This window comes from Sinomicrobium kalidii (genome assembly GCF_021183825.1).
GTDB classification, from domain to species: domain Bacteria; phylum Bacteroidota; class Bacteroidia; order Flavobacteriales; family Flavobacteriaceae; genus Sinomicrobium; species Sinomicrobium kalidii.
The window spans coordinates 782,512-797,842 of the sequence record NZ_CP089211.1 but is presented as its reverse complement, the minus strand read 5'-3'; the positions used below and the strand labels follow the sequence as shown (position 1 = coordinate 797,842).

Here is a 15,331-nt window from a genome sequence, read left to right as displayed (position 1 = left end):
GTTTAACCCCCTGCTCCCGATCCCGATATCGGGAAAACCGGGATTATTACAGCAGCTTTAGTCTGTATAAATTTTAGCCACGAATACACGGATTTACCAGTAGTTGTTTATGTCATTTATTATCCGTCCAAACAGACTCTCAGTCTGCAACAGACCTATGGACTTTAAATCCATGGCTTAGTTACAAGGGGTAATCTATCTATCCCTTGTAAGGCTTTCCATGATAATATTGATAGTTACTTCTGGCCAGGTCTCCCTTTTTAATGAGTAGTATGGGCTCTTTATCGTAATGCTTTTTTCTTTTCTTTTCTTCTAAAAACGTATCATATTTAGCTTTATAAAGTTTCTGATATTCTTTTGTCTTATCAGTATATTCTATGTTTTGTATCTGTATAGTGCGAAAATAGTCTTCGGCAGCTACCACGAGACCCGGCAATCCCTGGTAAACGGAAGGTCCATTAGCTACCGGAAGTTCCCTGGTATACCAAACCGTTAACATCGGATAATTATCTGATTTGGCTTTTGCCTTAAAACAGTTCAATCCTTTTATTTTCTTTTGATCATTAGTTAATATCCATGCTATATCCCCAACTTCTCCTTCAGTATAAAAGGTCTGGTTCATGACCCACTCATGCTTAAAAGTCTTATTTTTTGAAGTTTTGATTGAAAACAATACGGTATCCGCAAGTGCAGCGGTTGTTGCCGGATTTTCCCAGCCTATGGGTCTTTGCTGTACCGTAGAATCCAGCACATAAACAGATGAACGGTCCTTAACATTAATGTACAGACTATAATAATCCGTTATTCCTTTCATAAATTCGTGTACCGATGCTTTGGTAGGAGTACTTCGTGTATCCGAATCTGTCATTTTATATTGACTCACCGGAGTGCTTGCATAGGTTACTTTTATGATCTCCTTTATTTCTGACTGTGCTGTCCCCTGAAGCATGAAGTACATAAAAAAAAGAAAAACAGAATATTTCTGAATTTGTACCATTTTAATTGTTATTTGATTGATAGAGAATGAAAGCATTGTTTTCTTCAAAAGAAAACAATGCTTACAATAATTAGTATTTAGCCAATATGCCCGACTGAATTGCTAATTGCTCGGTTTCCAATTCAGTATGTGTTCTGTCACACTCTGAAAAACTCTCTTGAGTTCTGTATCTGGTTTCGCATGTAGATTGTGCAGAATTCAAATCAGTTACTTGAAAATCTCCTGCATTATCCAATGTATTGCGCTTGGTGTCAGGAGTAAATGCAAATGCTACAAAAGTTAGGGCAACGGCTGCCGCAGATAGAATTGTTTTTTTCATAATTTAATAATTTGTACAGCTCAAACGAACTGCGGTTAATAATTAGTTTGGTTAAGGATTAATGCACCATCTTTACTATATAAATAGCAGAATGTTTAAGGTCTGGGCAATAAAATGAAAAACAGCTAAAACCTGTATCTCATATCTTGCCTGGTTTTCGTCTTTTTTGATTTAAAGGAGTTATGTCATATCTGATTTTTTAATAGTTTAACTTACTCTTTGAAGGCTTTTCAGTATCCGCCTGTATTATCCTGATTATTAATTTTTTTGTAGTGAGTGACTTTCCGGACCGTAGCTTTTATTTCAAAAAGAGTGCTGTCATACGAACCTGTAATCGGGTTAAACTGCGATAGTCACTATTTGATCTGACAGTTAGGAGTTACTGAAAACCGTCAGTTAAGTGATCTGTTTTCGTTCCAATCATAAAACCGGAGATAAGAGAAAATCTTCCTTTTAACTTTCCATGACCACTGATCATTGTCTCGTAATTGTTCAGGTCCGATCTCCCTGTCCTTTAGCATCCGTCACTTTTTATCCGAAATTTGAAATTGAGAATATGTAAAAAAGGGGAGTAACATAAAAAACGGGACCTTTTGGATAAGTTCATACAATTCCTTTTGTCGCTAACAAGGTATACTTTATCTTTTTTTTTACATAGCAGAGCAACCACACAATAAATGCGGTAAAACCACATTTACAAGATGGTATTTTTCATATTTAGTTAAAAAAACGTTGCTATTCCATGAAGAATATAAAAGATACTTTTATATGTAGCCACACTCTCTTGCCTTGTCTAACAGAGCTCTGTCATCTCCATTTTCAAGACCAAAGACATCCTTTAATCTCCTTTTTCTGTTTTCAATAGCCCGTAAAGACAAATTAATATATTCGGGAAGTTGCTTTGTTTTGGTCCCTTTGGAAAGATGATAAATAATACTTCTGTCTATTTTATCCAACACGAAGGTATTTGATAATTGTGCTTTTAAAAGCTTAGTCACCGTAGGACTGTAATAGGGAACATCATCCAATATCGTTTTAAATGCTGTGGTCAGTATTGACGCGGTTGCTTCATTTTTTAAAATAAAACTGTCAGGTTCTAAATTGGCCATGATGTTACGAATTCTAAAATTATCGTCGAACATCGTTAATACTATGATTTTAGTTTTTGGAGACAGCTCTTTAACCCTTATTCCCAAATCTTCCCCAGACATAATTTCCCCATCCGCAGATGGAGGTAAACTAATATCTAAAAAAATAATATTGTAGTGATTTTCAGGAATAGCTTGCAAAATCTTACTGTACGCAGTGTCACAGTTTCCCGCAACATCTATTGCCAGATCATATCCCGTATCTATCTGTAACAAAACATTTTTATACCCTTCCAGAATCATCGGATGGTCATCTACCATTAATATTTTTAATTCCTTTTTTACCACAACAGTATAATTTAAAGTGAATCTCAACCGGTTAAATACCTGTCATACATTGCTGCCACCTGTTTAAAGGTATAAAAATCAAACTATTGTAAAGGGATTTTTATTATTAAAGTAGTGCCTGTTCCCTTTGTAGAGTCTACAACTAATTTTCCGGAAAGACTCTCTACTCTCGATCTGATGTTCTTCAAACCTATTCCTTTTTTATTCTTTTTCATACCAAATCCTATTCCATCATCTTCAACGGTCAATTCCAATGCCTGGTGCTTTTTCTTAAAAGAGATTATTACTTCATTCGCGTTAGCATGTTTATTACAATTTTGAAGGGCTTCCTGAATAACTCTGTATATATTCATTTTTATATTTCCGGCAATGGCATCCCATTTTATGGTCCTATCATGATGTAAAAGGATATTGAATTCACTAATTTTATTTTGGGACTTAACAAGGTTAGCTATTATAGCTGCATAATTCGTATTACTATTTAGAAATTCTGCATTCATTTCATGCGAAATACTCCGGATTTCTTCTTCTGTTTCCTTTAAACTATTAAGATATTGTTTTCTCGTTTTAATTGATGCTTTATCATTTTTTACATTTAAGCTATCCAGGCTTAATCGAATTCCAAATAGTTTTCCCAGAATGCCATCATGCAACTCCCGTGAGATTCTCTGTTTTTCTTTCTGTTTTCCCTCTTCTACTTTTATCTGCTGATTTAACAACAGGTTATAAATTTCTTCGCTTGCTTTTTGCTGTTGTTGTTCGTAGTAAAGTTGCCTGTTTTTATCTTTTTGCCTTTTTATAACATATAATAAAATGGCAATTAATATAGTTCCTATCAGGGCTATAGAAATCGTTATCACTTTTTGATTGAGTCGTTCCGTTTCTTCTATAAATTCATCCGTCTCGAAACGAATTCTCGCAAATTTATTTCTTATGGCCCTCTCTTCTCGTAACAAGCTATCATTAACCTTTACATATGTTCTCATATAGGTTTGGGTATTATTCCTGTCCAGCTTGGATAGCCACTTGATAGCGGTTAATAAATCTCTGTAATTTTGAGAATTTTCGGCGAGCTCTTTAGACTGTATGGCATAACGTATAGATTTTGTTGTATCGGAACGAGATGCATAATATTCTGCCAGATGAAGTTTATTTACTGTTATACCGGGAATAATTCGTAAACTATCCCTGATTTTTAATGCCTTGTAAAACAATTTTGGGGATTCAATTGTATCTCCCGAAAGAAATTTCGAATATCCCAAATTGTCGATAAGCATAGCATAAAGTTCCGGGTCTTTATGAAACAGACTGTCGTAATCCAATGCTTTTTTATAATTTTTTACAGCCTTTTTATAATTCTTTTGATTTTCATAAACCACCCCTATATTGTTTAATGCTGAAGGCTCTAACAATGCTCTGTTATCCGTTTTCTTCAAATATTCCAATGCCTTTTGATGGTAAAAAATAGCCCGTTCATAATCCTGAAGATTGTTGAACACAATTCCCAGGTTATTATAACACATATATAGTTGTTTATATTTTTTTAATGGTTTTAAAAGAGAAATGGCTTTAGTCGTCGTCACTTCACTTCCGGTATAATCTTTCATATCCGACTGCATTATAGCCATGTTGAGCAGCATCCTGGCCGAATAAAAATCGTCGCCAGCATTTTCATATAGTTTCTGGGCTTTATAATAATTGTAATATGCACTATCCATTTTGTTTTTGTGATAGTAAAAGCTGGCCATATCCCAGTATGTTTCGGCTATATTTAAAGTATCCCTACGTCTTGTTGCAAGGCTCCGGGCTTCTTTGTTGACCTTTTTAAACAGAAGCGAATCATTGAGCTTATAATAAAGGTAAGCTACCTTTATAAGATACTTGTTTTTTATAGAGTCGTTTTTGAGTTTGAGTACATTGGAATACGCACTATCTATAAACTGCTTTCTTTTAAAACGTGTAGTTTTTTTATTTTCAGATTTATTAATCCATTGAACTATTTTATCATCAATATCATTTGGAGGGTTCTTAACGATATTTTGCCGAGTGCAGGAAAGAGAGCATAATATAATGAAAAGAATATATTTTGTTTTCTGATTCACGTATGTATGAGTTAACTATCTAAGATAAATATACACAGTTAATAGATAAAAAGAAAGCCGTCCAAAGACAGCTTTCAAATCGATTGACAATGAGGAGCTAATCATCATCTTTTTCGTCAGGTTTATTATGTTCATTTCCTGTATCAGCAAACACGTTATGGATTTCCGTACTTTCTTCGGGTAGATTTTCCATAAAATCATCGGTGTCACAGGAAGATAATAAGATCAGGCCCCAAATAATGATAAGAGGGGAAAAACGTTTTACATTTTTCATGTTGCGTAGAATTAAGGTTAAACAATAAATCCGCGCGATCGCAGTAAGTTTTGCGGCCGTTTATCCTTCATGCATGAAAAATGTGTGTAAAATCGGGTAGCCCCTTTTATTACTTCTATAAGTGAGGGACTAATTACACAAAGTCTGTAGCAAAGTAGTTATCTCTATATAGAATGGGGTATGGATTTACCACGTAAATAATGCGGTAAAACCGAAGTCTATTGGTCTCGGTTTGTGATTTAAAACTCTGCTCCCGATCCCGATAACTCTATCGGGACAATCGGGATCGGAGGGTTTGAAAGCCCAAGCCACTGGAAAATACAGAAGTTGGAGGTATACCCGGGATTTGGGCCTGGTCAAACTCCCCGTTTCGCATGCGGAACACCCTTCAAGAGGAGAGTCCTTATCCATTATTCACGTTAACTAACCAACTCCCTAAAAAGGATAGTTGATACCGATGTTATATACCGCATTACTGAAATTGTAATCGCGGAACCAGCGCCTGGACATCCTTTCGGAAGGATTGTAGGTTTTGAACCCGGTGTCGAGCCGGATGACAAAAAAACCGAAATCGTAACGCAATCCGAAACCTGTACCGAGGGCGGTATCCTTCAGGGAGGAGAAACCGGTGAAAACGGCTTCTTTGTCTGTAACGTCATCCAGGGCATTCCAGATGTTACCGACATCAGCAAAGAGGGCGCCGTTGAGGCTTCCCATAATGTTGAAACGGTATTCCAGGTTCAGGGCTATTTTCAGGTTGGCTTCGTTAAAATCGTTAAGGGCATCGGTCCTTCCGGGACCTAGGGAGTAGGCCTGCCAGGCCCTGTTGTCGTTGGTTCCCCCGGCAAAATAACTCCTGGAGAAAGGAATGTTTGTAGCATTTCCGTAGGGAATGGCAAAACCGAAGAAGCTGCGGAAGGCCAGGATACCGTCGCGTGATACCTGCCAGTGTTTTATAAAGTCGAGCTCGGTTTTTACGTATTGTGAATACTGTACGTCAAAAACCATTTTTTTACCTTCTTCGTTCTTGTAGAACTCAATAAAGCTGGAAACTGCGGAAAGAAAGTTCCCTGCGGTTTCCAGTTTGACCTTGAACTGCGAGAACGTATTGTCTCCGGCACCTCTCCTCGTGTTTTTGGAAAAGGTGAAGTTGGAGGCGAAAATAAGGTTGTTGGCACTGAGCCTCCTGCGGCGTTCGTCAATGCTCGAAATGGTACTGAAATCATCGGTCCCCGGGCTTAGCCCGCTTATGTTTCCCGCAAGGGCGTCACCGGTAAACTCATCGGTGCCTTCCGGTATGCGGAGGTTGCCTTCGTCATCGAAATAAGAAGGGTCTGTTTCGTATTCCCGTGCTATGTCATTTAATCTGCCGTAACTGTTTTGATATACCCGGAAATAGCGATCGACATTCAGGTTCCGGATGAATTCGATATTCATCAACTCGAAAGTGTGTTTTCTCTGATAGGAAGGGGTCCAGTTGTACCGCAATATGGTATTGAAGCTCTGTTTGTCCAGCCCGATGTTTTTCTGAAAAGAACTCCCCAGGGATATCCGTGTTTCCGGGAGCATGTATTTCGGGATATATTTACTGGTATCGAAAAGGAAAAATATCCTGGGAAAATTGAGCCGGATATCTCCGCCGAATTCAGAAAGATTAAAAAACCTGTCGTGCGGATTGCTGGCCTCCCGCGACGAACCTACGGTACCCCTGGCCGATACTTCGAGGGTTTCGGCTCCGCGGAACACATTTCTGCTGATAAGTGATGTGCTGAAGGAAATTCCGATGTCCTGGATGTTGGAGTGCGATATATCCGTGTTTAACCCGAGGGAAAATTTGGATCTGTGTGTAAGGTAAATGTTAGTATTTAATTGATCGTCGGTATCCTTGTTGTAAAGGTATTCTATGTTAGGGTATTTAAATGTATTGAGACTGCTAATCTGGCTATAAGTGCGTGTACGGTCAATCTCCCGGTATAGATTTCCGGGGGCGATGGCGATGGCATCGGTCAGTGCTTTTGGTTTATAGCGCAGTTTGTCTTTGTAATATATGGTAAAATTATTGTAAGTAATCGAATCCAGGGAATCCCTTTGCATCCCGAAGGTGTAGTCGGCAAAAATATTTACGTTCTTGATACGGTGTACCTTGTAGGGTATTTCCTTTAGCGAATCGCCTGTCCTTTCATAGCGGTTGTCAATTTCTATTTCTACCGGCATTTTGTAATCTTCATTCGCAACAAGGGTGTCTCTCAGAATATTGAAGCGTATGGACGAATTGGGTTGAAATTGATATATTCCGGAATTGATGAGGATGGAATTGATGCGTTCCCGTTCCGCTTCGAAACGGGAGAGGTCAAACTGTTCTCCCTGTTTTATGAGCATCCTGGAATCGTAAATGGAATAAATGGAATCAATGTCCCTGGAGTCTATATTTTTTGTGATACTGTCCAGGAAATACGGTTTTCCCGTGGTAATATCGTACCTCACTTCTCCGCGCTTTTTCTTTTTGGGAACGGTATCTATGGAATAGGCCACCTTATTGTTGAAAAAACCCTTACTGTTATAATAGAGCTTGAGGCGCTCCCTGGATTTTTTCGTTTTTTCCGTGTTAATGATTACCGGGGCTTCACCGGTTTCTTTCAACCAGTTGTTAAACCCCGAAACCGAATTGCCCAACTCTTTGACCTGTTTTTTTGACAACAGGCGATCGAGGCGTTTTTCCCGTTTTTCCTTTCTGTGCAGCCACGCCTGGAAAGCGGAATCCGACTTTGGTGTGGCCAGGTTGTAGATGTGCAGCTTCAGGTTGAAACCGAGCAGGGAGCTGTTAGGCTGCTGTGAAATGAGGTTGCGGACGGCTTCCCTGGATTCTTTTTCCCCGTTTACATAGATGTTGTTCTTGGTTAAAAGTAACTGGTCGTCATTCACCCTTTTTACCGCATTACAAGATGCAATAGACAGTATTAAAAAGATTACCGCTATTTTTGTGATCAGAGTTTTCAATGGAAAAAAGACAGGTTAAACAAATTATCGGTCCGAGACACATAAAATTAGTGCCTTTGCAATTAAGCAAAAACAAAGATGAAAAAATTTTGTGTGAATTCCTCCCGGAAAATTGGGTCGCTGCCTAAATTTTTCCGAATATGTCCCGGGGCCGGTTTCGGTCTTGCAGGGAAAAATACACGATAATGGATGGTTAGTAAAAGCGAAATTAAACTAATAACGGGTTTGCACCAAAAAAAGTACCGCAACCGGCACGGAATGTTCATCGCCGAGGGAATAAAGGTCATTACGGAGTTGTATAAGGCCGGAATGGATTTGAGGGAGCTGTTTACCGTGGACGCGGATCTGTTTTCTTTTACCGGGAACCGGGCCCGGGAGATATCGGAAAATGAACTGAAAAAGATCAGCCAACTAAAAACCCCTAACAAGGCCCTGGCGCTTTTTGATATACCCGAAGAGAAGAAAGCGGGAAATTCCGGCATTGTAGTAGCCCTGGACGACATACGCGATCCCGGGAACCTGGGGACAATTGTCCGCCTGTGTGACTGGTTCGGGGTGGAAGATTTGGTGTGCAGTACTACTACGGTAGATTGTTTCAATGCCAAGGTGGTACAGGCTACCATGGGATCACTGGCCAGGGTAAACATTGTTTATACCGATCTGGAGGCTTATATCCGGGAATCCGGCTTGCCTGCGTTTGCAGCGGATATGGACGGAGAAAATGTATACACCGCTTCCCTGCCGGAACAGGGTATTCTGGTTATGGGTAACGAAGCCAACGGTATCTCCGGTAATATCAGGTTGCTTGCAGACCGTTTTGTTTCCATTCCGCGTTTCGGGCGTGTACAACAGACGGAAAGCCTGAATGTTGCTACGGCTACAGCCATACTTTTGAGTGAGTTCAGGAGAGGATACCAATAGTGGAGTTATCGGGATTGGATTAATTAATCTTTAATTTTGTCATCTCTGACCTGAATTTGCGGCTTTTCTTCTTCCGGAAGGCGTTTTTTCAGGAACAAGATCTGCCCGAGATGGCTGGATTGGTGTTCCATGACATGAAACCAGGCATAATGATTATTCAGTAAACTTCCCGGTTTTTTCTTTTTCAGCCATGCATCGTTGCGTTTTTTTAATTCCTCGAGGGTCTTTTGTCTTACCTCTCTGTAAATATCGAGGTAATACTCCAGATCATGTCCCTGTATTTCTTTTCTTCCCTCTTCTCCGAGATTCAGAGCAGCGCCCCATTTTTTATTTTCTTCTTCGTTGAATCCACGATTTTCAAAAGTATATACCTGATAATATTTTTCGGCGGCAGCGAGGTGCATGATTAAGGCTCCTATCCTGTTGGCTTTTTCGTCGATCAGGTAATCGAGTTTTTGTTGATCGAGCCCGGATACAACTCTTTCTACCCTGTTACTCAAATCGTTGAGCATGCTGACCAAAGTGCCTATTTGAAGCGAATATCCTTCGGCAGATTTAAGTTCGTATGGATTTGGGGTGCCGGTACCCTTTATCATCAAGGCTTGTGTACCGTAGGTTTCATCTTTCACAAAAGAAATATTGTATTCCTTTACGCGAACAGGTTTGGCAAAGTTTGTGCCTTCTACCCAATTGGGAATATTTCCGGGCCCGGCATCTTTTTCAAAACCGGAATTGGGAATTTCAACGGGTCTGAACTTGCCGTTTTTGTCCTGTATGGACAGTTCAACTCTATCAAAATAAAACTCTCCGTCTCCCATGCACAGGCCGCCAAAATTGAGTTTTTGCGAATTTTGATCTATATACCCTTCTAATGTATAGGTTTGCCAGTTCTCTGAAGTAATAGGTCTGTCCACCATATTATCAAAAAAACCTGTTTCTTCATTCTTGTTGTCCACTCTTGCCCATAACCCGGCCGATCCCTGTTCGCTACTATCGGTAGTAACCTTTACCGCAGCCGATAACCGGAAGTTAACCTTTTCGTTCGAAGCGACATCGATGGACTGGACAAAAGAGGTCCATCCCCGTGAAATTTCCTTGACCTGGGCATTACCCTGTGCATACCATGCAGCAATTAAAACCAAGAGGAAAAATTCTTTTTTCATTTTGTAGGGATTTAGGGTATAAATGTAGCGAATTATCCTGTATGACAGGAAGGTTTATGGGTAAGATGCCGTTATTTTTTTCGTTTATTAAAAAGAAACCCCAACGGCACCAGTAAAAAAATAAAAAGGAACTTTCCCGTCACCACACCTATAATGGTTATAGCTGCGGCCACAAACATAATGATCTGAGAGGTTTTGAGGTTTTTGAACATAAGGAGAAAACAGTTCTTTTTTAATGCAATGTCTTTAGTCCCAAAAGTACTGTTTTTTAACGACACCCCAAGTAAGATACCTGTCCGATCTCCTCCTGTTAATTTTTCGATTTCGTATGTTCAATAAAGGGGCAAACCGGGCGATTATACCTTGCCTACCCCTTATGTTTTTTATTTTACAAGTTACCTATAAAATCGTTATAGAAATAATCGGGGCGAACGACATTGTTCAGAAGGTAAAGTTCAGGCAGCTTTTTGCTTTCCGAAATGCGGAAGACCTCTTCCATTTTTTCGTCAAATCCCAAAACCGTGTATTTTTCTTTTGTCACTTTAAGTTTTATGGTTTTTGTTTTTTCGTCCGGAAGCGAACGGGCGTAGGAGATGTGGAATTTTTTCAGGTAAAAAACACCTTCGGCGGGCTCACCTTCAATAATACTGCCTTTTTCCTTCTGAGCACCGTTTTCGTCATAATAAATTACTTCACCGCTTTTGTTTTCCATATCGGTTATGTTATACACTACCGTTTTAACACCGGAGGTGTTATATTCCGTGGCCTGTAACCCATTTTCGGTGTAGCTGGCCTCCTGTAACAGTTGATCGTTTTCCCGGGTTTCTTTCCGGGTGAGCTTTCCTGCCTTGTAAAAGGATTTTTTTGTTATCGTGGAATTCCTTGACGCGACTCTTTTGTCTATGGACAGGCCTTCATAAGGAGATCCTTTTTTATAGACGAGTTTATTTCTTTCGGTTCCGTTTTCGTTATAATAAATCGCTTCGCCGTCAAGTAATCCGTTTTTATAGTTTTTAATGCTTTCTGTCTGTCCGTTATCGAAATAAGTAAAAGAAGTGCCGTGAAGAACACCGTTGAGGTAGGTTTTTTTGCTTTTTATACTTGGGGTACTGTTACCGGGGGTCTTGTATTTGATTTCATCGCCCTCTTTTTTGCCGTTTTTATAGGAAGATATGGTGTAGCTATAGGAAGAACCCCAAACCGTTTTTCCTTCCCAGGGCTTTCCGTTTTTGTAAGTGGCTTCGGCTACAAGGGCATTATTACTGTTATAAAAAACAGCTTTGCCGTCATAATCGATTTCCTTTTTCAGAAAAATAGGGTATTCACCTGTATTATCCCTGGACCTATAGTCTTTTTCATATTTCTTTTCATAGATTAATTCGCCTTCTTCATTATAGGTTTTTATACTTTCTATGCGATTTGAACCGGAAAAAAATGCATATTCGGTACCATGCCTTTCAGGGATGAACGTCATGGTGGAGAGCAATTTCCCCGTTTTGTCGTAGTAGGTGGCTTTTTCTTTAGTATATGAGTTTTTATATTTTGTATCGGTTCGTAATTGCCCGTTATTGTAATAGCTTTTTACCTGTGTTTTCCTTTTTGTATTATCATAGAAGGTTTCCTTTTCCCTGATATTTTCAGTTCCTGTTCCTTCACGGTAGAAGCGGGTACGTTTTATAAGAGTGCCGTCTTTATAACTTTCTGCAGTAGAAAGTTTATCACTTCCGTAGCGTTGTTGAAATAAAGTACCGTTATACGGTTTTTTGCGCCCGTGTTCATTTATTCTATATACCAGTTCGCCCAGTTTTTCTCCGTTTTTGTCATAGAACGTAGCCGTACTGTCGGTCTCCTTTTTGAATATGGCCCCGCTTTTATACGTTGTTGTTTCTTCGACAACCATTCCGTCTCTATAGACAGTGTGTCCCTGAGCACTGTTATCCGTACCGTTAAACGGGTTTCCGTTCTTGTAGACAAGTTCGGTATTAGTGGTCCCGTTTTCCGCATAGGCTTCTTTTCTGATCATTATACCGTCTTCGTAAGCCTTGCGTGACTTGAGCTTCCCGTTTTCATAAAAATTCTTTCGTTCTATTATCCTCCCGTTTTTATAGGTTGCGGTCCTGGTAATCCACTGTGTGTCCTGAGACAGGGAGGTATGATTGAAATATATTCTGGTGCCTTCCACAGGCTTGCTGTGTATGTAGCTGATGTTCTGTTCAGGTTTAAAAAGAGAGGTTAAGGTAGCCAGTTCCTTCCCGTTTTTATCGAAATAGGTAATACGGGCCGTATCGTTTTTTACATAAGCACGCTCCCTTATTTTTCCTGAGGAATAAAAGATCTCGTAATTTTTGAATTTTCCGTCTTCATAGTTGATTTCTTCTTTTTTCTGCATGGGGTTATAATAATACCCGATTTGCTTTCCGTTATAAAACGACGCATTGTGACGATCATCCCGGTTTCCGGTAAACTCAGCGGTTACAATACCGTTTTTGTCATAGTGTTTTACGTTATACAATTGCTTGTGTTCACCAACTCCGTATGTGACTTCTGCACGGGGTTTATCAAGTGTTTTTTCAAATATTATTTCTTTTAACTGTTTGCCGTTTTCATATTTGCGAAACAGGTAAAACTGATAAACCTCTCTGAACACTAAGCTTGTACCATTTTCGATTTTATTGTTTTTGTAAACGGCTCTTGCAACTTCTTCACCGTTGATGTAGCTGGTAAATTCACCTTCCAGACTGCCATTTTTATAATGGGCTTTCTGACTGATTTTTCCGTCTTCGGTAAACCATGTGATTGTTCCGTCAAATACATCACGGTCTTTTTCTCTGGAAAAACCTTCCATTTGTTTTGCTCCGGAAATATAATAGTCCACCACCCGATAACCGCCATCTTCGGGTTGGGGGGACGGCCGGTAATAAGCGGCGTTTTCTTTTGGAGTTTTATTCCAGGAAGTATTATACCAGATAGTGTCGTTTTGTGCTATGGTAACCTGGAATGCTATTATTCCCAATAATAAAAATAAGTGTCGGATCTTCATGTATTTAACTTTCTGTTTGTATATAATTATATCCCGTTCGGTCTTACTCGTCATTGTGTTTTTGTGCCGTTTTACGGACAAGTAAGACATAAAACGGTGCGAAAGTATAAATTTTTGAAAGGGCAGTCCCTCCCTGAAAGCGGGTATTTTTTGATTAAGGCGGGGCTGTGAGAATATTTTTCCGGATGAATTTATAAAAAAACAGGGAGCCGAAGCCCCCTGTTGTTCATGTGTCAGAACCATCCGTGTTTTCGGAAAGCTATCAATAGCCCTGGTTTTGCGAGAACTCTTCGGTTACGTCAATGGTTTCCTGGGGGATAGGGAAAACCCTCAGGTAGGGTTCTGTTTGTGGTTTTGCCGTATATGCATCGTCAAACGTGCCGAAACGGATCATTTGTTTCCTGCGGTACATTTCCCAGTACATTTCGTATCCTATTTCGTTGTAAAGCACTTCCTCCGTAAGCGTTGTAACCGGTTTTCCGGGTTCGTTGTCAAACAGTGCTTCCCTTGTCCTGCTTGTTTTCAGCATATTGATGTCGGCGAGGGCTGCGGCGTTGTCACCATTACGGAAATAGGCTTCGGCACGCATACAGTATATTCCGCCCAGGCGATAGAGGGGGATGTCCACATTGCTGGTCCCGTTTCCGTTTTCCGGGTCGAATTCGTACTTGAAAACCCTTACCCCGCGGTTGATCTCTGTTTGGGAGAACACGGCCTGCGCGGGATTAGAGAAATCCAGTTCCGGGGTAAAATCCATGGGCAGGGTAGTGGTCTTTTCCATGTAGAGCATGTTTACCTTGATCCTTCCGTCTGCGGTCATTTCGAAATCGCCGTCTTCTGTGAGCGTAGGACCGTATTGCTGTCCGGCCAGTAGTCCACGGTTAAAGTGAAACCAGGGGAGCCCGTTGCTGCCGGGAACCACATCTTCGGCAGGTACACTGCCCGTGGAGCCGTCGTTCATGAACCAGGTACCGTCACCATACCGGTAATACCTGTGAAAGCGGGGATCGTCGAAGTTGCCTTCCCAGGTGTTGTAGAATTCTCCGGTGATACAGGAGCCGTTGGTTCCCCTGTTGTTCGGGGAAGTCTTCTGGTTACGGCCTGTAGGCATATAGGCAAAATCATTTTCGCTATTGCGCATATTGTCATTTTCCTGGACCACTACAAAGATGAGCTCCGAACCTCCCGAATTGCCTATGGCGAAATTATCGAAATAATTGCTTTCCAACCGGAAGTTCCCGTCAATAAGCAGGGAGGTGTAGTAAATGACCTTGTCCATGTCGGTTCCGTCATTATCTACAGCTGCTTCCCTGAAATTGAACCCGGAGGAAGTATTATACCGGTCTTTATATACGGAACGGTTGAGGTACATATCGGCCAGCAGGGCATAGGCAGCCTGTTTGGTAAAACGTCCGTTGTGTGTGGATTGCGACCCGAGTTCGGCGAGTTCCGGAACAAGGCTTTCCACTTCGGTGATAAGGCTGTCTATGGCCGTACCGGCCTGCAGTATCTGCAATTCGGCATTCTTCCCGAAAGGATTTCGGAAAGGAGCCTGCCCGAAAAGATCGAGCGTATGATAGGTATAAAAAGCCCAGAGTCCTTTGGCTTCCGCGAGGAAGAGTTCGCGTTCACCGAAACTCTCGTCCGCATTTACAGACTGGATGGCTGTCAGCGATTTGGTAATACCGCTCACGAGGTTGTTCCAGGTGGTGGTGACCACTGCATTGTCGGCTTTCCAGGTAAATTCGTGCATGGACCGCCATTTTCCGCCGTCGCCCCAGTCACTTCCCCTGGTGGGGAGCAGGGCTTCATCGGTAGAATATTCCTGAAGTGCAAATACATTCCCGTGGTCTACAAAAGTGGCATCTCCGAGTTTTCCGTAGGCTGCGGCCACGGCGCTTTCCGGGTCGGAGCTCTCGCCGCCCAGTACTTCGTCAATAACTTCTTCCTCCAGGTCCGTACAGCCGGACAGGTGGATAGCGAGCAGTGCCAAAAGGAATGTTTTTAGTGTGAAGGTATAGCGTTTCATATGCGTTATTTTTTGAGCGGATGACTGACGGCTAATGCCCGGTGTATGCTCCG

10 protein-coding genes are annotated in these 15,331 nt (G+C 41.0%); 1 reads left to right on the top strand and 9 read right to left on the bottom strand.

The window, feature by feature from the left end; genetic code table 11:
• Window positions 1-199 precede the first annotated feature (199 nt).
• The 6 genes from LS482_RS03080 to tamL all read right to left on the bottom strand — a co-directional run bounded on the left by LS482_RS03080 (window position 200) and on the right by tamL (window position 8,125).
• The gene (locus LS482_RS03080) at window positions 200-997 is read right to left on the bottom strand and encodes a GLPGLI family protein (protein WP_233030287.1); all 798 of its coding nucleotides are present in this window, start codon (window positions 995-997) and stop codon (window positions 200-202) included.
• A 70-nt stretch (window positions 998-1,067) separates the two neighbouring features.
• A complete protein-coding gene (locus tag LS482_RS03075; RefSeq protein ID WP_233030286.1) occupies window positions 1,068-1,316 on the bottom strand; it encodes a hypothetical protein in 249 nt (82 codons plus the stop codon).
• A gap of 764 nt (window positions 1,317-2,080) precedes the next feature.
• Window positions 2,081-2,752, bottom strand: a complete 672-nt coding sequence (locus LS482_RS03070) for a response regulator (RefSeq protein WP_233030285.1) — start codon at window positions 2,750-2,752, stop codon at window positions 2,081-2,083.
• 83 nt (window positions 2,753-2,835) lie between these two features.
• Window positions 2,836-4,854: a tetratricopeptide repeat-containing sensor histidine kinase gene (locus LS482_RS03065; protein ID WP_233030284.1), complete on the bottom strand. Its 2,019-nt coding sequence runs from the start codon at window positions 4,852-4,854 to the stop codon at window positions 2,836-2,838.
• Between the two features lie 97 nt (window positions 4,855-4,951).
• Window positions 4,952-5,128, bottom strand: a complete 177-nt coding sequence (locus LS482_RS03060) for a hypothetical protein (RefSeq protein WP_233030283.1) — start codon at window positions 5,126-5,128, stop codon at window positions 4,952-4,954.
• A gap of 435 nt (window positions 5,129-5,563) precedes the next feature.
• Window positions 5,564-8,125, bottom strand: coding sequence for a translocation and assembly module lipoprotein TamL (tamL, locus tag LS482_RS03055; protein WP_233030282.1), 2,562 nt, complete (start codon window positions 8,123-8,125; stop codon window positions 5,564-5,566).
• A 189-nt stretch (window positions 8,126-8,314) separates the two neighbouring features.
• Here tamL and LS482_RS03050 point away from each other — a divergent pair, with 189 nt between their 5' ends.
• On the top strand, window positions 8,315-9,046 hold the full coding sequence (locus tag LS482_RS03050) for a TrmH family RNA methyltransferase (protein ID WP_233030281.1): 732 nt from the start codon (window positions 8,315-8,317) through the stop codon (window positions 9,044-9,046).
• A 23-nt stretch (window positions 9,047-9,069) separates the two neighbouring features.
• On the opposite strand, the gene LS482_RS03045 is transcribed toward LS482_RS03050, so the two are convergent.
• From LS482_RS03045 to LS482_RS03035, 3 genes are all read right to left on the bottom strand, one after another.
• Window positions 9,070-10,209: a DinB family protein gene (locus LS482_RS03045; RefSeq protein WP_233030280.1), complete on the bottom strand. Its 1,140-nt coding sequence runs from the start codon at window positions 10,207-10,209 to the stop codon at window positions 9,070-9,072.
• Between the two features lie 388 nt (window positions 10,210-10,597).
• Window positions 10,598-13,249: a toxin-antitoxin system YwqK family antitoxin gene (locus tag LS482_RS03040; protein WP_233030279.1), complete on the bottom strand. Its 2,652-nt coding sequence runs from the start codon at window positions 13,247-13,249 to the stop codon at window positions 10,598-10,600.
• Between the two features lie 262 nt (window positions 13,250-13,511).
• Entirely contained in the window at window positions 13,512-15,278 is a 1,767-nt protein-coding gene (locus tag LS482_RS03035) for a RagB/SusD family nutrient uptake outer membrane protein (protein ID WP_233030278.1), read from the bottom strand.
• Between the last annotated feature and the right edge of the window lie 53 nt (window positions 15,279-15,331).

Coding starts and splice junctions, on each gene's coding strand:
- LS482_RS03060 (WP_233030283.1), bottom strand. CDS start 5,128: ATGAAAAATGTAAAACGTTTTTCCCCTCTTATCATTATTTGGGGCCTG.
- LS482_RS03075 (WP_233030286.1), bottom strand. CDS start 1,316: ATGAAAAAAACAATTCTATCTGCGGCAGCCGTTGCCCTAACTTTTGTA.
- LS482_RS03050 (WP_233030281.1), top strand. CDS start 8,315: ATGGTTAGTAAAAGCGAAATTAAACTAATAACGGGTTTGCACCAAAAA.
- LS482_RS03045 (WP_233030280.1), bottom strand. CDS start 10,209: ATGAAAAAAGAATTTTTCCTCTTGGTTTTAATTGCTGCATGGTATGCA.
- LS482_RS03080 (WP_233030287.1), bottom strand. CDS start 997: ATGGTACAAATTCAGAAATATTCTGTTTTTCTTTTTTTTATGTACTTC.
- LS482_RS03035 (WP_233030278.1), bottom strand. CDS start 15,278: ATGAAACGCTATACCTTCACACTAAAAACATTCCTTTTGGCACTGCTC.
- LS482_RS03040 (WP_233030279.1), bottom strand. CDS start 13,249: ATGAAGATCCGACACTTATTTTTATTATTGGGAATAATAGCATTCCAG.